This window comes from Leptolyngbya sp. PCC 6406 (assembly GCF_000332095.2).
GTDB lineage: Bacteria > Cyanobacteriota > Cyanobacteriia > Phormidesmidales > Phormidesmidaceae > PCC-6406.
In genome coordinates this window covers 3,498,686-3,522,402 of the sequence record NZ_KI913949.1, presented here as the reverse complement: position 1 = coordinate 3,522,402, position 23,717 = coordinate 3,498,686, and the positions used below count along the sequence as shown (strand labels likewise).

The window sequence follows — 23,717 nt, the reverse complement described above, 5'->3', positions numbered from 1 at the left end:
CCCCTACGGGACGTGACAGCAAGGTGGGGGTGGAGTGTGAGGGTAGGGGGGTGGTGGGGTGATGGGGTGATGGGGTATTGAGGTAAATCCCGTAAGGGCGGGTTTAGCCCGTATGTAGCGGGTAATTCAGGATGGGAGGCTCAAAACCCGCCCTGCCCAGTCGCCGGGTGATCGGTATTGGGGTGTTGGGGTTATTCCCGTAGGGGCAATCCCTTGTGGTTGCCCTTGTCGCCGGGTAATTAGGTGTGAGGGTATTGGGGTATTGAGGTAAATCCCGTAGGGGCGGGTTTAGCCAAAATGTACCGGGCAATTCGACATTGATCAGTCAAAACCCGCCCTCTACCGGGTGACTGTTTCTGTTCGGAATTGTGCGCAATCAGCCGGACATAATGATGAGAGATCATTAGAGGGTGGCGGGGAGGTGGGCGATCAGGGCTGGGGCGGTGGGGTAGGTTTGCAGGGCGGTGATGATTTTGGGGTGGGGTTGGGGATAAACGGTGGGGTAGTCCACTTCGCCGCAGTGGGGGCGAACGGGAAAGGCGAGCTGTTCGCGATGGTGAAAGGGTGGCCCTGTGGGGCCAACGCCGTAAAACTCCGCCTGCACGCTGGGTTTATTGCCCCGCGCATCTAGGCGCACCCAGCGGTTTAGCTTTTGCAGATAAACCGCATTGAGGCCGTGCAGGGTGAATCGGTCGGGCTGGGCCTCGTCGAACACTAATCGCTGGTAGCAAAAACCGGTGGGAATGCCGCAACTCCGCAGTAGCGCCGCCAGTAGATGGGCCTTGGCAAAGCAGAACCCATGACCCTGGTGCAGCACCTCGGAGGCGGTGCAGGTGACGCGAGGGTCGCCGATGTCGCAGGTGTGGGAGATGCAGTCTCTGACCCACTGGTACACGATTTGGATCTGCTCTGGGGTTGAGGAAATGCCGGCAATCAAAGACTTGGCTAAGTCATAAATACTGGGATGCTGACAATCAATTACGGATGATGAGGCTAGGTAGTCATTGATTCTGGCGCTTGCAGGAACTAGGTACATCACTTTCTATTGAGTTCCATCAAATTGCTGTCGCCAAAGCCTAGCCGTTGATAGAGCGGACGGGCTTTGGGGGCCGCGTTCAACACCACTTTGGTGCAGCCAATGCCCTGCAAATGCTCCACCACAAGCTGGGTCAGCCGGGTGGCGATGCCCCGATGGCGATAGTCCGGCTCCACGTAAACGCCCCAGAGGTAACCGTACTGGCGATCGCTGTAGGCAATAATCCAGGGATACAGCCCGTCGAACCGCTGACCGCCCGCAGAGCCGATAATGGCTCCCGCCACCTCCGCCACGAATGCCTGGTATTGGAGATGCCCACGGGCATGGTCAATAAAATCCAGACAGATGGCCTGCCAGTGGGGTTGAATCATCCCATCGGCCATCCCCAGGTCGCGCCACATGCGGTAAAAATGCTGGGCAATTACCGGATCATCCTGGGGGGCAGCAACTCGAAAAATCGGGGAGGGTGGCATCACCATGGGGCATTTATCCAGTCGATAGGTTTGCGACATCAGCGCGGGGGGACAATTAACGGGAACCCCTGGCGGGGTAGGCATGACCACGTCCGTCCTATGGAATCAAGCTAGTACTGGGCGGTGTAAATATCCTTGCCGTTCTATATCCTTGCCGTTCTATCGTGGTACACCTCGACCCCTCACCCTAGCCCTCTCCCACGGGGAGAGGGGACCGGAAAATAGTCTAACGATGAGGCAGAGCCTCGGTGAGGATTCCCAGGCAGAGCCTGGGAACCAGGAGGGAAATCTGGTCAACCAAAATAACCGTAATCGCAACTGTTCGCTTAGCATAGGCAGCAGATTGGCGATCCACAAGAGCCAATTTTGACGCAACTCACCAGTCCACTTTGGCCCCATGGAATTCACCCTGCTGCTTGACCCCCACAGCCCGGTGCCCTACTACCAGCAGATCTACGCCGCCCTGCGCCAGAACATTCTCGCGGGACAGCTTGTTCCCCGCCAGCGTCTACCCTCTACCCGCGCCTTGGCCCAGACCCTGGGGGTAGCGCGGGCCACCGTCACCCAAAGCTATGACCAGTTGCTCAGCGAGGGCTATTTGCAAACCGTGGTGGGGTCGGGTACCTACGTCTGCGACCAACTGCCCGAAACCCTGCTCCACGCCCCTGGACTAGAGGAACCCTGGGTGGAGCCGTCGCCAACCCTGGTGCTATCAGCCTACGGTCAACGCCTAGTGGACTTTGTCGCGGGGCCAAGCCCCGAACCCAACACCCCCATTAGCTTTCGCTATGGTCGCCCAGCCCTCGATCAAGTGCCCCTAGAGATTTGGCGGCAACTGCTGTCGCGCCACTGCCGTCGTGCTGACTGGCTGGACTATGCCACCGACCCCATGGGTTATGGGCGATTGCGGCAGGCGATTGCGGCATACCTGACCCAGGCCCGCGCCGTCCAGTGCCACCCCGATCAGATTTTGATCACCAATGGCACTCAGCAATCCCTCACTCTGGCGACCCAGCTTCTGATTTCCCCTGGCGATACCGTGGCCCTAGAAGAACCCAGCTACCTCAGCGCCCGTCGCATTTTTACGAGCCAGGGAGCCAATCTGCACCCCATCCCGGTGGATGGGGAGGGGTTCGATGGTGCAGTTCTGGCCCAGACCCCCGATGCTATTCGGCTGGTCTATGTCACCCCGTCCCATCAGTTCCCCACGGGGGCGGTGCTGTCGTTGCCGCGCCGGTTGGCGTTGCTGAGCTGGGCACAGCAGCGGGGCGCTCTGATTCTAGAAGATGACTACGACAGCGAATATCGCTATGCCGGTCGTCCCATTCCGGCGTTGCAGGGCTTGGGCAGCGGCCAGTCGGTGCTATACCTGGGCACCTTCTCGAAGGTGCTGTTTCCCTCCCTCCGCATTGGCTACATGGTGCTGCCCTCGGCCTTGGTGCCACTCTTCAGTCGGGCCAAGTGGCTGGCCGATCGCCAGGTGCCCACCCTGGAGCAGGCGGTGCTGGCGGATTTTATCGCTGAGGGGCATTTGGAGCGCCACATTCGGCGGATGAAATCCCACTATGACCAGCGACGGCAGGCCCTGGTGACGGCGTTGCAGACCCATTTTGGTACTCGCGCCACCATTCTGGGTGAGAATGCGGGGCTGCACATGATGGTGCGATTCCAGACCACCCTCCCCGATGCAGAGCTGATGGATCGGGCGGAGCGGGTGGGGGTGGGCCTGATTTCGGCGGCTCCTCAATACCTGGGCAATAGCCCCGGCCACGAGTTTATTTTCAGCTACACGGAACTGGATCAGGCTGCGATCGCAGTTGGTATTGCAAAGCTGGCATCTATTCTGAGGGCCTATTGAGGGCCTATTGAGGGCCTAACTTGCCAAGTCGTGTACTCCCCTTGTCCCGTGGCCCTACCCCGTGAACTTTTTAGACAGCCCTATGCTGACGTTTTAATCCAGGAGTACTGTTGGTCTATGGCAGGGATGTTAGCCCTGCGCTGGCTTCGGGCCAGCCTAGCCCTTGAGGGTCAGCTACTTCCATCACCATCGCACCCAGTCCTCATCGCTACAGGACGGGGGCGATTCCATTCGTTGCCTAGCAAAAGGGGCAAGTCATGACCCAGAACGTCCTAGCGGGACCCCGTAATGTTGCCATTATTGGTCCCTACTCCAGCGGCAAAACGACGCTTCTCGAAAGCCTGCTCTACGTCACCAACACGATTTCCCGCAAAGGTCGGGTAGAGGAGGGCACCACCATTGGGGACAGTTCCCCCGAAGCCCGAAATCGCACGATGACCGCCGAGATCAATGCCGCCAGTACTGAGTACGGCGGCATTCGTTTTACGTTTCTAGACTGTCCCGGCTCTGTGGAACTTCAGCAAGAGACCTACAACGCTCTGATTGGTGTGGATGCAGCGGTATTGGTGTGCGAAGCCGATCCCGACCGGGTGCTGACCCTGTCGCCCCTGTTCCGCTTTTTGGATCTGTGGGAAATTCCCCATCTGGTGTGGGTGAATAAACTGGACCGCGCCGCTGCCCCCTTTGGGGAGGTGTTGGCGGCGCTCAAGGGCGTGTCTAGCCGCCCCGTTGTCCCCCAGCAATACCCCATTCGCGAAGGGCCGGATCTAGTGGGTTTCATTGATCTGGTGACGGAGCAGGCATACCACTACCACGCCGGAGCCGCCGCTGACCCGGTGCCCCTGCCCGAGGCTCTGCGGGCGGCGGAGCAGGTGGCCCGCACGGAAATGTTAGAGACCCTGGCGGATTTTGATGACCACTTGCTGGAGGAACTGCTGGAGGAGATTGATCCGCCCCCGGCGGAGATCTTGCAAGACCTGCGCCAAGACCTCGGGGCAGATCTGATCGTGCCTGTGTTCATTGGCATTGCCGCCGCTGACTATGGGGTGCGGCCCCTGTTGGATGCTCTGGTGCGGGAGGCTCCCGATGCCGCCGTCACTGCCCAGCGGCGGGGGCTAGCGGGCAATGAGGCTGATTTGAACTCCAGGTCTAGCGGCGGTTCTAACGTCCATCCCGATGCCCATCCCAATCCCGATCCCAATCCTGACACTGGCCTGGTGCAGGTGCTCAAGACCTACTACAGCTCCCAGGGGGGCAAGCTGTCTTTGGTGCGGGTGTGGCAGGGGACGGTGGTGGATGGCAGTAGTTTCCAGGGGGATCGGATAGGGGGTCTCTATCGCCTCTTGGGATCTCAGCAGCAGAGCTTGACTAGGGCCACCGCTGGGGAGATTGTGGCCATCGCTCGGTTGGACTCTGCCCACACGGGGCAAACCCTGACTACTGGACCGGAATTGCCTAAGGATCTGCCCAGGGCGGAGACCTTTGACCCGGTCTATGCCCTGGCGATCGCACCAGAGAAACGCAGTGATGAGGTGAAACTCACCAGCGCCCTGAATAAACTCTTGGAGGAAGATCCCAGTCTCCATTGGGAACACCACGGCGACACCCATGAGGTGATCCTCTGGGGGCAGGGGGATGTGCATTTGCAGATCGCGTTGGATCGCCTGCGCCGCAAGTACAACCTGCCCATGGGGAGCCAAGTGCCCCAGGTGCCCTACAAGGAAACCATTGGCAAGGCTCGACAGGGTATCCAGGGGCGCTATAAGCACCAAACCGGCGGCCATGGCCAGTTTGGGGATGTGTATCTGGATATCGCGCCGCTGGATCGGGGGGCCGGATTCACCTTTGAGGAAAAGATTGTGGGCGGGGTGGTGCCCCGGCAGTACATCCCCAGTGTGGAAACGGGGGTACGGGAATACCTGGCCCAGGGACCGTTGGGGTTCCCGGTGGTGGATGTGGCGGTCACCCTCACTAACGGGTCGTACCATCCCGTAGACAGCTCGGATCAGGCATTTAAGCAGGCGGCCCGCATTGCCATGCAGGTGGGAATGCCCGCCTGTGAACCAACGTTGTTGGAGCCCATCCATGCCGTAGAGATTTCTGTGCCGAATACCTTCACTGCCAGTGTTTTGAAGATGATTAGTGGGCGGCGGGGGCAAATTCTAGGCTACGAGGCTAAGGCTGACTGGGGCGGCTGGGATGTGGTTTCTGCCTATATTCCCGAGGTGGAGTTGCAGACGATGATTCTGGAGTTGCGATCGCTAACTTTGGGGGTCGGTTTCTTTCGCTGGCGTTACGACCACCTCAACCCGGTGCCCGACAAGGTCCGGGAGCGGGTGTTATGACGCGGGGGTATGGAATTCGGATGCGGTGTCAGGCATCTGCTGATAGCGCCCTCAGCCTTTTCAGGGTATCAACGTAAGCCGAGACAATATTGGTTCCGAAGGGCCAAGATATGGGAAACCTTAATGGCCAAGAGCCGCAGCCCGTTCTCTAACTGTTGCTGTTGCACAATAGAAGCGAGTTGCCCCCTGAGGGTTAATTTACCCAGTTGAGACTTGATCTGAATCTCCCAGAGGCTCGCTAAGCTCAGAAATATTTGGCTATCAGGAGATTGAAGACGATTCCCCCCTTGCACTGGGATGAAGCCGGAGGGATCCGCATCAGCCAAAGTCGGGTCACCCTCGACAGCCTTCTTGCTGCTTACCACCAGGGCTCGACCCCCGAAGAAATTGCCTGCTAATACCCTGTCCTTGACCTGGCCGACATCTACGCCGCGATCGCCTACTATCTTGTCCATCGCCCAGCAGTTGAGGCTGATCTCACCCGTCGCCAAGAAGCTGCCCAACAACAGCGACAAGCCCTCACTCAACACCATCACCTCGCCGACCTCCGGCAGCGACTGCTAGCCCGTCGCCAACATCCCACGGGCTAAGTTCCATGCGGCTACTGACATAAGCAAGATTGGGGTGGGCTTCCCTCGCTCCCTGGCTCTGCCGGGAAGCGTTCCCCCCAGAACAATCTGCAACAATTAAGCTGAAACCCCACTGGGATGGCGAATGCGGAAGCAACTCATCGAATACACCTCCCCCCTCGATGCCCTCATTGCCCTAGCCAAGCAACTCACGGCTTACGAGTTGCAATACCAAATGGATTCCTCCGAATTCTTTAGCCAATACCGCCAAGGCACCACCAGCGACGACGACGACTTCGTAGAGTGGGCAGGCACCTACCAGCAATACCTAGGGCTCTATCAAGAGCTAGACCAAAGGCTGCAATATGTCGCGTGAGACATTGCTGGCCTACTTTGAGGCGATTGAGCAGCAGTTACTGGCCTTACCCAACCTCTATTTCCGTTATGACAGCACCGATAAAAAATAAGGCCGATAGCAATTACTATCGGCCTCACTGATAACTGAGCTGCTTCAAATATCTACGCAAACGAATTCAGTAGAGTAATGAGAGATTAAGCAGGCTCATTGACCTGCCAAAGCTCCCTCAGACCAGGAGTTGCAAAAAAACCAAAGTAGGCGGCAATTACGGCGACCACACCATGCAACCAGACATCTGCCCCAAAAACAGGAAACAGACCAAATACAGTGTTAGCCAACGGAATCAAGCCCAAGATGGTCAACAGACCGAACACGACAGCAGTAAAGCCAGCGTAAACAAGAGAGCTATCTAGCGCGATCGCAGAAGTAACACCTAGCCCACCAAACACGAGATAGAGGATAGCCTCAGGTGCGTTTACAGGGAACAGTCCCAGCAAATTGCCATAGCTTTCAATCAATCCAAAATCGGTACCTGAATTAGAGATTGCAGTTGCAGAGTCAACCAAGGCAGGAACAAAACTTGTAATCCCAAGCGCCAGAAAAAGGATTCCGGCAGTCAAAGCAAATAAGCGACCAACATTCATGTGGGTAAAAAGGAGTAAAAAACAACGGTCTTTCACAAATTTTAACGATTCTGAAAATAACTGCAACTTGGAGTCAGCAATAATTTTGGCTTATGCGAATCGCTTCCATGCCTAAAACAACGGAAGCTGCGATGGGGGCGGTGTGGACGATAGGGAGACACCTGGGATAGAAACCCTTCCCCTGGGGCATTTAGGATGGTGCTATGGATTTATTTGATCACCATCGCCAAGCCCAGATTGAGGCGGAAGCGCCCTTGGCGGCGCGGATGCGCCCCCGTACCCTGGATGAATTCATCGGTCAGGATGGGGTGGTGGGGCCGGGGCGGCTGTTGCGGCGGGCGATCCAGGCCGATCAATTATCCTCCCTCATTTTCCATGGGCCACCGGGGACGGGCAAAACCACCCTGGCTCGGATTATTGCTAACACCACCCGTGCCCAGTTCATTGCCCTGAATGCGGTATTGGCGGGGGTGAAGGATATTCGATCTGCGATCGCAACGGCCCAGGATCTGCGGGGTCAGTACGGTCGCCGCACGATTTTATTTATCGACGAAGTCCACCGTTTCAATAAGGCCCAGCAGGATGCCCTGTTGCCCTGGGTGGAAAACGGCACCGTAGTCCTGATTGGGGCGACGACGGAGAATCCCTTTTTTGAGGTGAATAAGGCGCTGGTGAGTCGGTCGCGGCTGTTCCAACTCCAGTCCCTGAATGCGGAAGATTTGTACCGCGTCGCCCGCCAAGCGCTGGCGGACCCGGTGCGGGGCTATGGCGATCGCGATCTCCAGGTGGAACCTGCTGCCCTCGATCACCTGGTCAAGGTGGCGGGGGGCGATGCCCGTGGATTGCTGAATGCCCTGGAACTGGCGGTGGAAACCACGCCTCCCAATGACGCGGGGCAGGTGGTGATCACCCTGACGGTGGCGGAGGAATCCATCCAGCAGCGGGCGGTGCTCTACGACAAGGAAGGGGACGCCCATTTCGATACCATCAGCGCCTTTATCAAAAGCGTGCGGGGGTCGGACCCCGATGCTGCCCTCTATTGGCTGGCCCGGATGATCTACGCCGGGGAAGAGCCCCGCTATATCTTTCGGCGGCTGGTGATCCTTGCCAGTGAAGATATTGGACTGGCGGACCCCCAAGCGGTGACGGTGGTAACCGGTTGCGCCGATGCCTTCGACCGGGTGGGGTTACCGGAGGGCCGCTATCCCTTGGCCCAGGCCACGCTGTACTTGGCCACCGCCCCTAAATCCAACAGCACCATGGCCTTTTTTGACGCCCTGGCAACGGTGGAGCGGGAGCAGGCGGAGACGGTGCCCAATCCCTTACGGGATGCCAACCGCGATAAACAGGGCTTTGGCCATGGTCAGGGCTACCTCTATCCCCATGCCTATCGCGATCATTGGGTTACCCAGCAGTATTTACCCCAGGGGCTCCAGGGTCGGGTGTTTTACCAACCCTCAGATCAGGGCTACGAGGCGGGGTTGAGAACCCAGGTGACCCAGCGGCGGGAGGCCCAACTGGCGGCGATGGTGGAGGATGGCGGGGTTCTGGGGGAGGTGTTGACCTACGGCCCCCCGAATCCGACAGAGGAACGCTGGCTTCAGCGCACTATCGGTCAAACGGGAGCACGGCTGGCGGCAATGCGCGATCGCATTTTCACTACCCTAATGCCCCAACGCCACCACACCTTGCTGGATCTCAACGCCCACAGCGGATTGCTCACCTGGGAAGCGGTGCGGCGAGTCCCGGAAGGGGGCGTCTATACCCGCGCCGCCACCCCCCAAGCAGCGGCAGCCCTGCAAGAACAGGCAGCGGCCCTACCAGACCTGACTCGGCCCCATATTTTCATCGCGGATTGGGCTGAACTGACGGCAACCCTGACCCAGGTCGCCCCGGCGGTGCGCTTCGACGGCATCCTGGGACGCAATGCCCTGGGAGCCATTGCCGAGAAAGCCCAGGTCATCACCACCCTGGCGGACCACCTGGCCCCAACGGGTCGGATTGTCCTGGTGGAAGCGGTGCCCCTTCACAGTCAGCGCCTTAGCGCCCTGATACCCCAGGGCAAGCTGACGGCTCAGGAACTCACCCACTGGCGGCGGGCGGAGGACGCCCTCTACCAGCAACCAGCGGATCCCCGCTTCAACTGGGATGGGGCAGACCTAGCGGACCTGTTCACGGCGGCGGGCCTGACGGTGACCTGGACCCAGGAAACAGAAACGACGGATCTCTGGGTGAGTAAGGCACTGTGCGATCGCTGGTTCGACACCACCAACCCTGAGAGCTACGGTTCACGGTTAGCCCAGGCTTTAGGACAAGGGACGATACCCCCCGAGGATCAGCCCAGTCCCCCAAAGACAGCGGCGATCGCAACCCTCCCAGCCCTCGAATCCGTTCTGCGCCGGACGCTCCAGAACCAGACGGTCCCCTGGCAAACCACCCTGGTCTTCCTAGAGGCGAGCCGTCTCTAAATCCATCCCAGGATAGAATTGTTGCGAATGTGTTGCTAATGTGTGAAGAAATATTTCCCTTTTGTTACAAAGCTGTGATAGGGTGTATTTGTGCTGAGGAGAAGGTTTGTGTTGAGGCGCAACATCCTCTAGTGTTTTGCCCTAAAGTAACCCTAACGTCCTCTAAGTTTTGGGAATGATGTCGTAGTAATCCCGAGCACTTTAGGGGAAATTTTAGTGCATTTGAACGCTGTCATAGACGCTTGCATCCAGGCTCCTAAAGATAGTTGAAATTTAGTTTAAGGTAACATTATCCCATGGCTTTTACCCTTGAGTCAGCCCGCAGTATTTTCCCCGCAACCCTTTCAGCGGATGCTGTCCCGGCGACAACTGCCCGATTTTCCCAACTAAATGCTGAAGATCAGTTGGCCCTGATTTGGTTTGCTTACCTGGATATGGGTAAGTCCATCACCATTGCGGCCCCCGGCGCTGCTAACATGCAGTTTGCCGAAAATACCTTGAATGAAATTCGGCAACTCTCTTTCCAAGAGCAATCCCAGGCCATGTGCGACCTGGCCAATCGGGCCGATACCCCCATTTGCCGCACCTATTCCACCTGGTCCGCCAATATCAAGCTGGGCTTCTGGTATCAACTGGGGCAGTGGATGGAGCAAGGGCTTGTAGCCCCGATTCCCGAAGGCTACAAACTCTCCGCCAATGCAGCAGCAGTGCTTCAGGCCATTCGCAATTTGGAATCGGGCCAGCAGATCACCGTACTGCGTAACTCCGTTGTAGACATGGGCTTTGACCCCAAGAAGCTGGGCAGCTATCAAACCGTAGCTGAGCCCGTAGTTCGTCCGGTGATAGCCTCCCAGCGTACCTATGTCACCATCGAGGGGACCGACAACTCCACGGTGTTGAACTACATGAACAACATGAACGCCAATGACTTTGATGCATTGATTGAGTTGTTCACCGAAGATGGAGCCCTCCAGCCCCCCTTCCAGCGGCCCATTGTGGGACGGTCAGCCGTGTTGAAATTCTTCCAGGAAGATTGCCAAAACCTCAAGCTGATGCCAGAGCGGGGCGTCGTGGAACCTGCCGATGAGGGTTATACCCAAATCAAGGTGACGGGCAAGGTGCAAACTCCCTGGTTCGGTGCTGCGGTAGGCATGAATATGGCTTGGCGCTTCCTTCTGAATCCCGAGAACAAGATTTACTTTGTGGCCATTGACTTACTGGCTTCTCCCAAGGAACTACTGAACCTAACCCGTTAGGGATCGTTAGCTCTGATGCTTCCCCGACCTCCATTCCCTGCCTGTATTGTCCAGGGGGTGGAGGTAATCTTGTGGGGAGAATCTGGAGATGATCTATAGCGGCTCCCTAATGTATGAGGGACGCCTCAACTTAATGACACGTCGGCGAACAAGGGGCTTAAGCCCCTTGCCTGCTTCGATGAACAAGGGGCTTAAGCCCCTTGCTTGTCCTTCACCCGAGGGAGAACCGCTATAAACAAATTCACTTTATTAATATCGATAAAATATGACATCATTCTCGGGGTCAATGGCCCATCGCAAAATCACTGCCTCAGGGAGTTGGGTCGGGGTAGGATTTGCGATCGCACTTTTATTCCTGTGGATAGGCAGTCTGTTGTGGTTGCTGCCCCTTGATAGCCTGAATTTGCCTTGGTGGGGCATTCCCATCGCCATTTTAGGTCGCACCTTTCTCCAGACCGGCCTGTTTATTGTGGCCCACGATGCCATGCACCTCAGCCTTGCCCCCTGGCATCCGCGCCTGAACCATCTTCTTGGCAGCTTGACCGTTGGTCTCTATGCCTTTTTGCCCTATCGTTACTGCTGCCAACAACATCACAACCACCATCGTCACCCCGGCCAACTGGGAGATCCAGACTTTCACGATGGCGTTCATACCCATCCCGTAGCCTGGTATCTCAAGTTTATGGGAGTCTATTTGTCCGGATATCGATTGGCCCAATTAGCCCTAACCTGGGGACTGATCTGGATTATTCTTCGCGCTATTTTCCACATCGCCCCCGTGAATATTGTGGCCTTTTGGGTCTTGCCCTTAGTGCTGAGTTCCCTGCAACTCTTCGTCTTCGGTACCTACCTACCCCACCGCCCCACACGACAAGGGGAACCCAATCGCCATCGAGCCACCAGTAGCAACTATCCGGTCCTATATTCCTTCCTGACCTGTTATCACTTTGGCTACCACTGGGAGCACCATGAATATTCCCAAATTCCCTGGTACCAACTCCCGCGAGTGCGTGAGTTGGCCAAAGGATCGGAGTAATAATGGATGGGCGGTACTGGACTCGAACCAGTGACATCCTGCTTGTAAGGCAGGCGCTCTACCAACTGAGCTAACCGCCCCAGTGGTCACGGCTTAAGATCATAACAGAGAAAGATGCCTATTATTCCCGCTGCTCCAGAGAATCTAGAGACCCATGGTTGTTTCATGAGACCGTGAGGGATATCTGGTTTCATCAGCTTTCATCCCTTATCTATGCCTTCAGGCCGTACCCACGATCGCATCACTTGGTTTTGCCTTCCCTGTGTAGGGGTGATTAGCTTTGCCCTGACCCAGCACCTGGGGCTAGCCACGATCAGCGCTGCCGGGTTTCTGTTTGGGGGGCTGATGTTTGGCCCAGATCTGGATGTGCGATCGCGGCAAACCAACCGCTGGGGTCACCTGGGTTGGATCTGGCGACCCTATCGGGGATGGTTACGCCATCGATCTTGGCTCTCCCACGGTCCCTTGGCGGGCACCCTAGGCCGATTGCTCTATCTGGGAGTGTGGATTCTAATCGTGACTCTGGTGGGCATCGAAATTGCCAACCAGAGTGGACAAGCCGCCATTACCTGGGGCGATCTGGGGGATGCCCTAGGCCATAACCTCTGGAAGCATCGTGGCGTTTGGCTAGCGCTGGTGCTGGGCATTGAAACCGGGGCCATGAGCCATAGCCTCAGCGATTGGACCGTATCTTGGTGGAAGCGCACCCATCGTCGGGCGAAGTCAGCCCCGCGAAGACCGAGATCGCGGCGTTAGGGTTGAAAATTGAGACTTAATTCACCCGCACGAGCCGAATTTCTGTACGCTGCTGCCGGAGATCCTCCGGGGCAATCCCGGACAACGGCAGATAAAAGCCCTTACCCTCCGCCACAATATTGTGCTGAATCCCCTGACTACGGAGAAAGTCCACCACCACCTGCGCCCGTTGCTGACTCAACCGCTGGTTAAACCCCGGATCCCCCGTCCTAGACGTATGGCCGATCACCCGCACCGCCACCGTTTGGGGATTAAACTCCTGAATTTCCTGGGCCAAAGCCGTCAGCGTCTGCTGGCCCGTCCCCGCAATCTGGGCTGACCCGGTGGCAAACTCCACTTGTCCCTGAAGGTCCAAATTACCGATATCCGGGGCCGCCGTCACTTCATCTGCCGTTACCTCAGGAACAGTAATAGCCCGCTGGTTTCCCCCCGCCAGCCGATCCGCCAGTTCTGGGTTATCGGCCCGCACCAGCTCAATTAGGGTCTCGGTATTACGGGCTGCATTGACCAAAAAGTCCTCAACAAACAGACTGGCAGGGTCACTGGGCACCCCATTCAGTCGCCCCGAAAGCACCAGCACCGCTGCGGTGGCCTCAATCCGGCGCTGAAGGGTGCCATCCGCCATCCAAGTCTGGGCCTCAGCGGCGGTGAAGAAATCAATGCCCTGGAGAACCGCCCCAGCATCGACAGCAGACAGATCCCCATCCTCTGCGATCTGGGCCTGCAACTGGGAGGCATCCCGCACATTGATGTCAATGCGGCGATAGTAGTTTTCCAACAGGGTTGCAATCACCTCGGGGCGAGACTGAATCAACCGTTCCGAAGCCACCATCACATCCACAATCGAGCCGGGGGCATCTTCGCTAGATAGCACTACGGTGTAGCCCTGTTGTCGCGCCTGGGTGACAAAGGGTTCCCACAGTACCGCCACTACCAAATTTTGGCTGGGATCCTGCATGAGTGCCCAAGCATCGGAGGCATCTTCGACCCGCAGCACCTCGAAGTCTGAGAGGTTCAGGGCCTCAAATTTGGTATCCAGCACTAGGGCGAGATACTCGCTGGGGGTGTCTCCGGCAAAAGCTAGCTTCAGCGGTGTGCCCTGGGTTTTGGCCTGTTGCGCTAGGGCGGTCAGTTGCACTAGGGACTTGAGATCGGGATATTGGGGGGTATTCAACACCACGGCATCGGCTCCCACGGTGCGATCGATCAACCCCACAATCTGGCCCTGGGGCTGCTGTTGCAAGAACTGATCCAGGGTGGTGACGATTAGATCCGCGTCACCTTGGGCCAGACTCGCGGCCCTAGTTCCCTGGTCAAATTCATCCCGGTACTGGAGCGTGAGGCCACTTTCCCCCAGGGCTTCCTGAAAGGCGCTATTGCGAAAGGTACTGTAGCCGCTGAAGGTGTCTCCCAGGAGGGTGATCTGGGTTTGCCCCCGAGGGGCGGTGGGGCTACCGGAGGAGGGGGTGTTACCTCCCCCAAGCAGGCCGGGGGAGGTGCGATTTAGATACCAGAGCCCGCCCCCCATCAGTGCGGCGGTAATTGCTAGGGTGCCGACTAAGGCGGGGTAATTCGTTTTGGCCATCGTGTCTTGCTGCCAATCCCAGGTGAACTCTCTTTACTTTTTTACCTGAATAAGTGGTGAGTCTAGGTGCGATCAACGAAGGCTACACTGAAACTCTATTCTGTCTGAGGATGGCGGCGGAACCCAACCCAAGGCAAAATTCCTTACGAATTTGACCTGACCGACCCCATTCCCACTTTTGCCGTACCCCTAGAACCCGGCGACCCAGAACCTAGAGTGACCCTACAGCAGCGCTTGAATGAGGGTTATACCTGCACCCGAACAGAAATTAATGTCACACTCCCAAGCAGCTTACCGCCGCCGGTTAGAGATCTCAATCTGTAAACCACTGGGGTAAAAAGATGTCTGCCACAGATCCCCGCTTCACCCCCAGACGTTCCGTCAGCAGCGTCAACGGGCAGGCTCTGAGGCTGGGCATCCTGACCCCAGGCGGCTCTGCCACCCCCGGAAGCTGCCAGCCGAAAATAGTTAAGCGACCTTTTGCATGCTGCTACGCTTTAGAAATCATCGGTTAAGCGTTGCCAATACTCCTGGGAGATACGAATTGTGTTTCTGCTAGTATCAATAGTGCTTTGGGCTCCATGCAGTTCGAGTAATCGATTCAGTATCCCTAGTATTTGCCAAACATCTCCATCGGGTTCAATATAGAAAACAGTATCAGCATTCAGGGTAAAGTTGCCTTTTGACCGATTAGTCGAACCAATAATGCACTGCTGATAGTGGGCGCAGAAGACACGTATATCCCAGATTCGTTTGCCTTTGGGCGATTGCTCAGCGTAAAGAAAAGTATCGAGTTGAGCCAGAGGGATAATCCTTTTACTTTCGTAGTCACTGTCACGACTTTTCAAGACAGTCTTTAAATTTCCATCTTTTAAGAGTTCCACCGTCCCTTGGTAACCCTTATGGCTTTGGCCCGTAATAATTTTTCCTAATTCCGCAACCGTTTCTTCTTTTGATAATAAGGCAAAACTAGGTACGTCAGCAGCAGCAGCCCGAATCACGTTACCAGGGTCAGGGCCAAACCACGTGTAGGCACCTATTAAAACAGCCACTAGAAAGACACCAATAATCAGCATGGTAAACTGCCGAGCTGGCCGGCTGATGGTGAGAAGCTTTCTCTGTCTTGAGTGTCGAACCATTTGTTACTCCGAAAGTTATTTGCAGCAAACGTTCTGGTGCATCAGGAGGTTTGCTCGTCACATTGGCATTGTCGCTAGGCGTTTTTAAGTGATGCGGATTATCCTAACGAAGGTGACCAACACTATAGTTCACAGATGATCAATTGGCCTATATAGAATACCCAGTAGAAGTGGTCATTTGTAGGGTGCAGCCCCATCTGTGACTTCTAATACCTTCACCAATAAATTTAAGAGAACACACCATGCTCATAAATTACTTGAAGCAAGTGATTTCAGCTTAAAATAGTTCCGAGGCGGCCACGGGCAAACCCCCTGATCTAGCCGCCTAACCCTACGCCGGAGCGGACGGAAGCTATAATCCAGGCATTGATGCAAAAATACTGACCGCCGCTAAGCTTCACGTTAGGGATCTGAAGACACCCCTATTCACGACTGAAGACACTCATGTTCACTTATGTTTGCCTTGGCACAAATGACATTATTCGCGCAAGTGTCTTCTATGACGCTGTGCTCAGCACACTGGGTTTGTCGCGTTGTGATGTCTTAGGCGAACCAGACTGGGAAGGGTGGGTCGGTTGGGGTACCTATGAAGACCAAGGCATTAAAGAAGTTGCGCTTTGGCTTGGCAAACCCTTCGACGGAAAGACTGCTACCGCTGGCAATGGTTCGATGGTTGCACTGCGGGCAAAATCTTGGGAAGCAGTTGAAGCGTTCTACTCCGCCGCTCTGGCCAATGGTGGTACATCCGAAGGGGCACCTGGACTTCGCCTGCAATACAACCCTGACTTCTACGCTGCTTATGTCCGCGATCTAGATGGAAACAAGCTGGCGGTTGTGTGTCGCGGGTTCACGGCGCGGACAGGGCAGTGATGAGTCCAAGATATCGTAAACCATGACATCAGAAATCAAGATAGCTTCGATAGAAGATCTGGAAATTCTGGCTCTTCCAACCTAGACATGGGAAAGAGCTCCTGAGGGCGAGAAGTGGAGAGAGAAGGAAACGCTAGGAAGGGGTGAAGTGTTTGATACACAAGGGATTGGCTAGAATTAAAGGGTGAGAGAAGGACAGCATTGATTATCTGCCGCGACAGGAGGGCTGCTGGAGCAGATTACAGGCTGCCCTGGACTCGCGCTTGGACGTAACATTCCCCATGTCTTGTCGGTAGAACTGCGACCCCCAAGTCGCTGGCCCTACTGGTGCTGGTGTTCACAGCCTCGTCTAAGAAGATCCAATTACTTTCATCGGTGGTGGGGAATAGTGGCCCGGTGGGATCTAGGGGAATGCCTCCTCTACCGCCGACGGTAAAGTAGCTGGTTTCAGAGGCACGGGCACAGGAGTTACCCACCAAGCTGGCGGCATCAATGAAACTAATGTCTAATTCTTGAGAGTTATTCAAGATACTAAAGTCTAGGAACGAAACTGTTCCAGAACTCACAATATCGTTAACCCCGTTCATTCGTAATTGGCCAAAGACAGCATCATCAATTGAGGTAAGTTGAGATGCAGTAAAGTTTTGAATCAACGCCAGTTCCAGATCAATAACTCCTCCCAATGGTCCTTCAGCGCTGGTAATGATGTCATTGCCAGGATTGGCTCCTCCAGGATTGGCCGGCAGTGCAATTACCTGGGAGAAACCACTAATACGAATGTTGCCACCAGGGGTAGCGAACCCACGTCCTCGCGCTGTAATCAGACTATTATTCTGCATCGTGAGAACGCCCGTTCCCGTACCAGCAATATTAATGTTTGCACCTTGGACTAAAAGCCCTGTCTGGCCCAAGGGTGTCACAAAGAACCCTCCAGTAGGGGCATTATTTTGAGTCTCAGCAGAGATTCGAGAGTTATTTAGGATGACATTGGGAGCCGTGATATTGATATTTCCGGCAAATCCAGTGCCCGTTCCTTCAGTGCTAATAACACTATCAAGCAAGTTTAGATTTTGAGCGGCAGAGAGAAAAACATTGCCCCCGGTTCCACTTCCTCCATTGGTGCTAAAAATATTGCTATTTGTCAGATTAATCGATCCTTGATCGCTGGTAAGACGAACCACCCCACCACCGCCAGCACCATAGTTATCTCCATAAAGTGTGACGTCAGTAAGGGCAATGTTTCCACCGGGACCAACGGCCTGAATGGTTGTGTCTCCAGTTCTACCAGGACCACCGCCGAAGCCTGTGAAGGGATCAATAACTGCTCCATTGGCTGATACCGCATCGCCCTGAATCAGGACATTGCCCCCGTTGCCCCCCCCAAAAGCCTGGGCGGCAATACCACCAAAGACAACATCCCCGCCTAAGGTTTGAAGGGTGACATTGCCTGCGTTTCCACCTCCATTGCCTGTGGTTTGAATAAACCCACCAGCGGTGTTGATATCGCCATCGGCTTGCAGCGTGACACTACCACCAATACTGACTCCGGCGGTATTAATGCCTGCATTAACGTTGATATCACCACTGCCTGGGGCGCGGGCAATTAGGACGAGATTGTTGCCGTTGGTCTGAATGTTGCCGTTACTAGTAACGGCACCACCTTGAATGGTTGTCGTTCCGTTAAAGGTGACGGCTTCTGTAATGGTGACGGCCCCGGTTCCATTATCTCGGCCCACGACGATAAACCGTCCGGATATGGCATTGGCGAGGGCTGCTCCAATTGTGATGGGTTGATTGGCTTGGAAGGGTTGCAGCCGGACAGTCCCAAAGAGGGGGTTCGCAGTGAGGGTATTGCCATTGAGATTAATCGTATCGGCGGTGAGAGTGAGGTTGAAGCCTGCCGCGATCGCACCTGCTAGACTAATCACCCCACCATTATTGTTATTGATAATGTCTACACTGCCATTTGAAGTGAACCCCGCGACCTGAGTGTTATTGCTGCTATCCACCAAAGTCACAGTGCCCACACCATTAGGTGCAAAAGTAATTAGCCCCCCAAAATCATTGGTGGCATTATCCAGAATAATCGATTGATTGACTGCACCCGTCAGGGTAGTTATGCCGCCGACCGTAAGAGCATCGGACTGGGTAATAGCTCCCCCGGCGGTGACTGCCAGATTATTGGCAATGGTAGACGCGCCAAAGTTTACTGCGGTGCTATCGGTCAAAGTAGCGTTGTTGGCATCCAAAACAAGCGTACCAAAGCCATTACTACCGTTGCCAAGGAGAATATCTCCCCCATTGGCCGTCAGGGTAGTGATTCCTGCGGTGCCGGTATTAATCGCCCCGGTTTGAGTAATATTGCCGTTGGCTTGCAGGTTAAGGTTGCCATTGGGAGCAAAGGGATTAAAGAGGTTGCCTAGAATACTCGCAACTTCAATATCTCCATTCTCGACAACCGTAATATTGACTCCTCGTAGGGTTAAGGCTCCGAGTTGATTGTTAGGGTTATCCAGGGTGATATCGCCTGCTCCGCCAATCGGGAAGCCAAAGAAGAAAAGGGGTGTAGCGGTTAAGCTAGTTGCTCCCGCGACAACAGGACCGGAGTCCGTAATATTTCCTCCAGCCGTCACTGTCAAGCTGCCTGTCAAATTGACATTATTGAGATCAATATCTGTATTGGCGGCAAGGTTGGTATTCACCCCAGCTAAACTGGCCCAGCCGGTGAAGCGATTGTTAGCATTATTGAGCGTAATGTTGCCGGTGTTGGCATTGAGGGTGGTGTTGCCCGTGACTGCGATCTCGGCTCCCTGTACAATTTCCGGGACTAAATTATCGAGCGTTGGGATCGGGGTATTAACACTCACTCGCCCCTCAAAATTATTTCCAGTTTCATTTAAGTTAATAACGTTAGTGTTAGGAATACTAAAGTTGCTGGAAAATCCTTGGTCTGTAGCCTGAACAGTCAGGTTACCATTCACCTGGCGGGCTCCCCCAACTTCAGGAATACCTAAAAGTTGCAAGGCATTAGAAACATTGACAGTGCCCCCCTGAGAAATTACAACGTTGCCTGCTCCATCAATGGCAGATAGGCCAAAAACTCCATTACTGAGTCCACTGAAATCGTCAATTCCTACAAGAGAAAGATTACCTGCCACCCGTAGCCCGGTACCACCACCGCCTTGGGTCAGGGTACTGTTGTTGCCAATGAGGGTTAGATTGCCGCCTACGTCCGAGGGACCAATCTCAAAAGCGGGGTTGTTATTGCGGAGAACCACATTGCCAGAATTCGGCAGAGTTGTTGTGAAGCTGGCATTACCAGTGGTGGTGAGGGTAGATCCTATGACTTGGGTAATGGTTCCGGCGGAGGTTACTGCTAGATTTCCCCTAATAGCAGATGTGCCGAGAAGAATGTTGTTGATGGGGCTAACGAGGGTAACGTGGCTGTTGTTACCTGTAGTGTTGGCGGAAACTGTTCCGGTAACAGCCAGTTGATTGGCGGTAATCGGGGCATTGTTATTCGTAGTAGAGAAGCTAGCATTTCCTCCTATGGTAAGGAGGTTGTTGCCCGCCGCGATTTGCCCTGCGGAATCTAAGATCAGATTGCCACTGGTGGTAATCGGAGCGTTAATGAGCTGGATGTTGCCTCCCGCTGTAGCATTCAAAATATTTAATGCTCCACCAAAAGCACCACCGACTGCTCCAGCAAGGACTACGTTATTACCTGCATCTAGGGTGAGCGATCGATTTGGACCAACCGAGCTGTCTAAGGTGTTGTCGAAACGAATGGTGCCGGTATTACTGGTGAGGGAAACATTCTGGCTCAGGCGCACTGCGTCGTTGTAGGTTTGGTTTCCAGTGGTGGTGACACTTCCGGTTTCAAAGACTGTGGTTCCGTCCGCATTGGTCTCCAAACTGGCCAAAGGGGCTACACCGCCGACAATGCCTGCAAAGGTCGTGGTGCCGCCGCCAGTGGTATTGACAACCAGCGATCGCGCTGTGCCATCACTATTTACGGCTTGGCTAAAGCGAATATTGTTGCCGGTAGTGGTGACGTTATTGGCTAGGGTGATGGCGCTGTTGTAAGTTTGGTTGCCGCCAGTGGTAATAGTAGGGGCGGTCAACGTGATGCCGTTGGGGGCGGCGGCGATCAGATTACCAGTGAGATTGATGCCCCCTAAATTCAAAGTATCGGTTCCGGTTAGGGTGGCATTGGCAGCAGCCCCAGTCGTCGTCGCTGCTACGGATCCCGTAACAGCCAATTGGCTCAAAGTAATATTGGCATTGTCGCCAGAGGTAGTGAAACTGGCATTTTCCCCCACAATGATTGCCCCACTGTTACTAATGAGGCCAGGGGTATTGACATTCAACGCTCCTCCCACGGTAGAAGCTGCTAAGTTAACCGCAGCGGTGCCCGCTAGGGTGGCGTTGCCATTGGTGCCAGTGTTCAGGCTGACTGCCCCGGTAATGGCGGCCTGACCCACATTAATGGCAGCGTTATTTGCAGTGGTAGTCAGGGTAGCATTGCCACCGATGGTGGTGGGGCCATTGAGGGTGAGATCACCTCCGGCAGTGATGTTGACATTATTGAGGACGTTCAGAGCGTTGTTGGCCTGCACCGTGCCTGCACCGCTAGTGGTCACTGCCAGTGCGCTGAGGGCATTGCCCACCCCCACCCCCACCGCTGCGTCAAAGGTGGTGGTGCCGCCAGGAGTGTTGTTGATGGTGAGCGATCGCGCCGTACCGTCGCTATTGACTGTGGCTGCAAAGGCTACATCATTGCCCGAAATCGTTACATTGTTGCCTAAGACCACCGTGCCATCAAAATCAACATCCCCGCCATTGGCCGTGATGTTGGCTCCAGTGAGATTGATATTCCCCGATACCGCTTGCAGAATGATTCGCCCTGCCAAGGCACCAGTACCGATGTTCAAGTCTTGGACGGTAATTCCCGGTGTGGCTCCTCCGGGGGTAAAGGTAGCTCCGCCTTGGGTTAAAGGATCAGGAGTAGTCCCACCAGCCGCGACGGTACCATTCGCGATCGCAGCATGTTCCAGCGCCGCTAATCCCGATCGCAAAATCAATGCCGGTTGAGTTCTGAGTAAATTACAGTCAGTACTGACACAGGAAGCATCTATGCCAGCATCAGGAGCATTGATGGTGATAGCTCCGGTAGCAACAATATTCCCTGTAGCCTCCACCTTGAGGGAGGTGCCCGTATAGGCTCCAAAAGTAACGTTGCCGGTGGCGCTGATAATTGGGTCGTAGAGGCTAAGGAAATCTCCAGGAGCCCCGGCCAGGTTCAGAATCGAGAAATTGCCGCCGCTAGCGTAGTGGGCATCCCCCGAAATGATGCCGTCGCTGATCAGGGTGAGGTCACCGCCACTGACAAAGGGGGTGACCGGGTGGTTCAGGGCCAGGATGTCGATGCCCTGTTCCCCGCGAATCGTCAGATCACCGCCAGCGGTGATGCGAACCGGGGTCTCTACCGTATCCCGCACCCGCACTGTGTCCTGGGCTTGTAGGGTCAGATCCTGGGCCACCTGAATTTGGCTTTGGGGTAAGTCCAAATTCCCCCGCGCTGACAACAGGGCAGAATCTGCCGTCACTCCCCGTACCTGGGCATCGCCGCTGACCGCCTCCACGGTCACCTGTCCCCCAGCGGTCAAGGTGCCGGTGCTGGTGACGGTACCCGCCGCTAGGTGTAGGTCTTGGCCTGCGACCAGATTGCCTTGGTTTACCAGCGCGGCAGGGGCATCGGGGCCAAATTGAACGCCGGGGGTGATGTTGACGGTGACTAGGGGGGCTGGGCCGGGGTTAGTGGCGCTGAACTCACTGCCATCAAGGAAGGTGAAGCGATCACCTGTGGTGGCACTGAAGGATCCGGCTACATCCAGTTGGGCATTGGGGCCAAAGAGCACCCCATTGGGGTTGAGGAGAAAGAGATTGGCGGAACCATCGACCCCCAGCGTGCCGAAGATATTGGAGGGGTTGCCGCCGGTGACGCGGGAGACGATATTGCCGATACCAGTGGGGTTGGCGAAGTAGACCCGCTGAAATTCGGCGACGTTGAAGTCTTGGAAGCTGTGGAAAAGGTTACTGCCCCGTGCAGCTCCCCCCTGGATTAGGTCCGCTGGCGACCCATTCACTAGGGCGTTGGGGGTGACGACGGAACTTTCGGCTCCCAGGGTGGCGTCGGGGGTGATTTGGGCATCCACGGCGAAGGGCCACAGGACCAAGCTGCTACACCCTACTATTCCCAATACTGTGGCTAGGTTAGGGTACGGTGCAGCCATGGGGTAACCATCCTTGGTATCGATCACTAAGGTTTCTAAGTGGCTTTACTTACGTCTATTTAGGCTAGACGCTAAATATACGGAGGCAAGGGAGTGATTCCATTTTAGGAGCGTCGTCGCAAAAATATGGATTCCGCAATATCCCTTAGCTTGGGTAACTACGGTGCGCCTGTTGAGAATTACGGAGAAGTCGTGGCACTAAAGATCTGCGACTTCCATGGGGCATCCAAAGTTCCTGGGCAGGGTTGAGGAGGCTAGTACTGCAAGGCAGAAGGATGTAGGGCTGTGCCCGTGCGTAGCAGGCAGAAGGATGAAAGGAATCCCACGATATACAAGGGTTTTTGCCTTAGCAGATAGGTGCTTCACTTAAGCCCTACGGTACTAGCGGCGGCGGGCCTGGAGTTTGCGGTAGACGGCTTTGATGTCTACATCGTGGTGGGCGAGGGCGACGAGGGTGTGGTAAAAGAGGTCGGCAACTTCTCCGGCGATTTCGTCGGGGCTGTCGTCTTTGCATGCCATCACCACTTCGGCGGACTCTTCGCCGATTTTTTTCAGAATTTTGTTGTCGCCCCCGGCCAGAAGCTTGCTGGTGTAGGAGGTTTCCTGGGGGTTGGCTTTGCGATCGCAGATCACCGCAAAGACCTGGGAGAGGGTATCGGCGGGGGGCGGTGTAATGGTGCCCTCAATTTGGTGAAAGCAACTGCGCTCCCCGGTGTGGCAGGCGATATCCCCTTGCTGCTCTACCGTAACTAGAAGGGCGTCACTGTCGCAGTCATAGCGGATAGATTGCACAATTTGCAGGTGCCCCGAGGTGGCCCCCTTATGCCAAAGCTGCTGGCGGGAGCGGCTCCAGAACCAAGTTTCCCCAGTCTCCAAGGTCTTGAACAGAGACTCCCGGTTCATCCAGGCCATCATCAGCACAGTGCCATCCAGATAATCCTGAACGATGGCGGGCACCAGCCCCTGCTCGTTGTAGCGGATTTGGTCTAGGGGCACGGCGGCGGCAGTCAGGGACATAGGGAAAGCGT

17 protein-coding genes and 1 tRNA gene are annotated in these 23,717 nt (G+C 55.5%); 9 read left to right on the top strand and 9 right to left on the bottom strand.

The window, feature by feature from the left end; translation table 11 throughout:
• Window positions 1-403 precede the first annotated feature (403 nt).
• Window positions 404-1,036 (bottom strand): transglutaminase-like domain-containing protein, encoded by a 633-nt coding sequence (locus tag LEP6406_RS0215565; protein WP_008313133.1) that lies wholly within the window; start codon window positions 1,034-1,036, stop codon window positions 404-406.
• The gene (locus tag LEP6406_RS0215560; protein WP_008313135.1) at window positions 1,036-1,515 is read right to left on the bottom strand and encodes a GNAT family N-acetyltransferase; all 480 of its coding nucleotides are present in this window, start codon (window positions 1,513-1,515) and stop codon (window positions 1,036-1,038) included. The genes LEP6406_RS0215565 and LEP6406_RS0215560 overlap by 1 nt, the downstream gene beginning before the upstream one ends.
• A 391-nt stretch (window positions 1,516-1,906) precedes the next feature.
• Here LEP6406_RS0215560 and LEP6406_RS0215555 point away from each other — a divergent pair, with 391 nt between their 5' ends.
• The gene (locus tag LEP6406_RS0215555; RefSeq protein ID WP_008313137.1) at window positions 1,907-3,367 is read left to right on the top strand and encodes a MocR-like pyridoxine biosynthesis transcription factor PdxR; all 1,461 of its coding nucleotides are present in this window, start codon (window positions 1,907-1,909) and stop codon (window positions 3,365-3,367) included.
• A gap of 257 nt (window positions 3,368-3,624) precedes the next feature.
• Window positions 3,625-5,712, top strand: coding sequence for an elongation factor G (locus tag LEP6406_RS0215550; protein ID WP_008313139.1), 2,088 nt, complete (start codon window positions 3,625-3,627; stop codon window positions 5,710-5,712).
• Window positions 5,713-5,780: 68 nt separating this feature from the next.
• Here LEP6406_RS0215550 and LEP6406_RS35495 read toward each other — a convergent pair whose 3' ends face one another.
• Window positions 5,781-6,245, bottom strand: a complete 465-nt coding sequence (locus LEP6406_RS35495) for a PIN domain-containing protein (protein WP_008313141.1) — start codon at window positions 6,243-6,245, stop codon at window positions 5,781-5,783.
• Window positions 6,246-6,426: 181 nt separating this feature from the next.
• Here LEP6406_RS35495 and tumA point away from each other — a divergent pair, with 181 nt between their 5' ends.
• Complete coding sequence (tumA, locus tag LEP6406_RS0215540) at window positions 6,427-6,657, top strand: antitoxin TumA (protein WP_008313143.1); 231 nt, start codon at window positions 6,427-6,429, stop codon at window positions 6,655-6,657.
• A gap of 176 nt (window positions 6,658-6,833) precedes the next feature.
• Here tumA and LEP6406_RS0215530 read toward each other — a convergent pair whose 3' ends face one another.
• Entirely contained in the window at window positions 6,834-7,319 is a 486-nt protein-coding gene (locus LEP6406_RS0215530; RefSeq protein WP_162160888.1) for a DUF4383 domain-containing protein, read from the bottom strand.
• Between the two features lie 167 nt (window positions 7,320-7,486).
• Here LEP6406_RS0215530 and LEP6406_RS0215525 point away from each other — a divergent pair, with 167 nt between their 5' ends.
• From LEP6406_RS0215525 to LEP6406_RS28395, 3 genes are all read left to right on the top strand, one after another.
• Window positions 7,487-9,751 carry an AAA family ATPase gene (locus LEP6406_RS0215525; RefSeq protein WP_008313151.1) on the top strand — a complete coding sequence of 755 codons (2,265 nt, stop codon included), beginning with the start codon at window positions 7,487-7,489 and terminating at the stop codon, window positions 9,749-9,751.
• 296 nt (window positions 9,752-10,047) lie between these two features.
• On the top strand, window positions 10,048-11,007 hold the full coding sequence (locus LEP6406_RS0215520) for an orange carotenoid-binding protein (RefSeq protein ID WP_008313153.1): 960 nt from the start codon (window positions 10,048-10,050) through the stop codon (window positions 11,005-11,007).
• A gap of 286 nt (window positions 11,008-11,293) precedes the next feature.
• Complete coding sequence (locus LEP6406_RS28395) at window positions 11,294-12,043, top strand: fatty acid desaturase (protein WP_008313156.1); 750 nt, start codon at window positions 11,294-11,296, stop codon at window positions 12,041-12,043.
• 7 nt (window positions 12,044-12,050) lie between these two features.
• Here LEP6406_RS28395 and LEP6406_RS0215510 read toward each other — a convergent pair.
• Window positions 12,051-12,123, bottom strand: a tRNA-Val gene (locus LEP6406_RS0215510).
• Between the two features lie 133 nt (window positions 12,124-12,256).
• On the opposite strand from LEP6406_RS0215510, the gene LEP6406_RS0215505 reads away from it, so the two are divergent.
• A complete protein-coding gene (locus LEP6406_RS0215505) occupies window positions 12,257-12,799 on the top strand; it encodes a metal-binding protein (protein ID WP_008313158.1) in 543 nt (180 codons plus the stop codon).
• 16 nt (window positions 12,800-12,815) lie between these two features.
• On the opposite strand, the gene LEP6406_RS0215500 is transcribed toward LEP6406_RS0215505, so the two are convergent.
• Window positions 12,816-14,384: an OmpA family protein gene (locus tag LEP6406_RS0215500; RefSeq protein WP_008313160.1), complete on the bottom strand. Its 1,569-nt coding sequence runs from the start codon at window positions 14,382-14,384 to the stop codon at window positions 12,816-12,818.
• Window positions 14,385-14,522: 138 nt separating this feature from the next.
• Here LEP6406_RS0215500 and LEP6406_RS32935 point away from each other — a divergent pair, with 138 nt between their 5' ends.
• Window positions 14,523-14,708 (top strand): DUF4058 family protein, encoded by a 186-nt coding sequence (locus LEP6406_RS32935; protein WP_155834829.1) that lies wholly within the window; start codon window positions 14,523-14,525, stop codon window positions 14,706-14,708.
• A gap of 173 nt (window positions 14,709-14,881) precedes the next feature.
• Here the strand turns inward: LEP6406_RS32935 and LEP6406_RS0215490 are convergent, their stop codons facing one another.
• Entirely contained in the window at window positions 14,882-15,460 is a 579-nt protein-coding gene (locus tag LEP6406_RS0215490) for a hypothetical protein (protein WP_155834700.1), read from the bottom strand.
• Window positions 15,461-15,967: 507 nt separating this feature from the next.
• Between LEP6406_RS0215490 and LEP6406_RS0215485 the strand changes: the two genes are divergently transcribed.
• Window positions 15,968-16,393: a VOC family protein gene (locus LEP6406_RS0215485; RefSeq protein WP_008313164.1), complete on the top strand. Its 426-nt coding sequence runs from the start codon at window positions 15,968-15,970 to the stop codon at window positions 16,391-16,393.
• A 239-nt stretch (window positions 16,394-16,632) separates the two neighbouring features.
• On the opposite strand, the gene LEP6406_RS28390 is transcribed toward LEP6406_RS0215485, so the two are convergent.
• Both LEP6406_RS28390 and hisIE read right to left on the bottom strand, forming a co-directional pair.
• Window positions 16,633-22,689 carry a two-partner secretion domain-containing protein gene (locus tag LEP6406_RS28390; protein WP_008313165.1) on the bottom strand — a complete coding sequence of 2,019 codons (6,057 nt, stop codon included), beginning with the start codon at window positions 22,687-22,689 and terminating at the stop codon, window positions 16,633-16,635.
• A gap of 381 nt (window positions 22,690-23,070) precedes the next feature.
• Window positions 23,071-23,706: a bifunctional phosphoribosyl-AMP cyclohydrolase/phosphoribosyl-ATP diphosphatase HisIE gene (gene hisIE / locus LEP6406_RS0215475; protein ID WP_008313167.1), complete on the bottom strand. Its 636-nt coding sequence runs from the start codon at window positions 23,704-23,706 to the stop codon at window positions 23,071-23,073.
• Between the last annotated feature and the right edge of the window lie 11 nt (window positions 23,707-23,717).

Bases quoted from the DNA above. Each gene is read 5' to 3' on its own strand.
- LEP6406_RS35495 (WP_008313141.1), bottom strand. From the start codon at position 6,245: ATGGTGTTGAGTGAGGGCTTGTCGCTGTTGTTGGGCAGCTTCTTGGCG.
- hisIE (WP_008313167.1), bottom strand. From the start codon at position 23,706: ATGTCCCTGACTGCCGCCGCCGTGCCCCTAGACCAAATCCGCTACAAC.
- LEP6406_RS0215525 (WP_008313151.1), top strand. From the start codon at position 7,487: ATGGATTTATTTGATCACCATCGCCAAGCCCAGATTGAGGCGGAAGCG.
- LEP6406_RS0215520 (WP_008313153.1), top strand. From the start codon at position 10,048: ATGGCTTTTACCCTTGAGTCAGCCCGCAGTATTTTCCCCGCAACCCTT.
- LEP6406_RS0215505 (WP_008313158.1), top strand. From the start codon at position 12,257: ATGCCTTCAGGCCGTACCCACGATCGCATCACTTGGTTTTGCCTTCCC.
- LEP6406_RS0215565 (WP_008313133.1), bottom strand. From the start codon at position 1,036: ATGTACCTAGTTCCTGCAAGCGCCAGAATCAATGACTACCTAGCCTCA.
- LEP6406_RS0215555 (WP_008313137.1), top strand. From the start codon at position 1,907: ATGGAATTCACCCTGCTGCTTGACCCCCACAGCCCGGTGCCCTACTAC.
- LEP6406_RS28390 (WP_008313165.1), bottom strand. From the start codon at position 22,689: ATGGCTGCACCGTACCCTAACCTAGCCACAGTATTGGGAATAGTAGGG.
- tumA (WP_008313143.1), top strand. From the start codon at position 6,427: ATGCGGAAGCAACTCATCGAATACACCTCCCCCCTCGATGCCCTCATT.
- LEP6406_RS0215500 (WP_008313160.1), bottom strand. From the start codon at position 14,384: ATGGCCAAAACGAATTACCCCGCCTTAGTCGGCACCCTAGCAATTACC.
- LEP6406_RS0215560 (WP_008313135.1), bottom strand. From the start codon at position 1,515: ATGGTGATGCCACCCTCCCCGATTTTTCGAGTTGCTGCCCCCCAGGAT.
- LEP6406_RS0215490 (WP_155834700.1), bottom strand. From the start codon at position 15,460: ATGCTGATTATTGGTGTCTTTCTAGTGGCTGTTTTAATAGGTGCCTAC.
- LEP6406_RS0215485 (WP_008313164.1), top strand. From the start codon at position 15,968: ATGTTCACTTATGTTTGCCTTGGCACAAATGACATTATTCGCGCAAGT.
- LEP6406_RS28395 (WP_008313156.1), top strand. From the start codon at position 11,294: ATGGCCCATCGCAAAATCACTGCCTCAGGGAGTTGGGTCGGGGTAGGA.
- LEP6406_RS0215550 (WP_008313139.1), top strand. From the start codon at position 3,625: ATGACCCAGAACGTCCTAGCGGGACCCCGTAATGTTGCCATTATTGGT.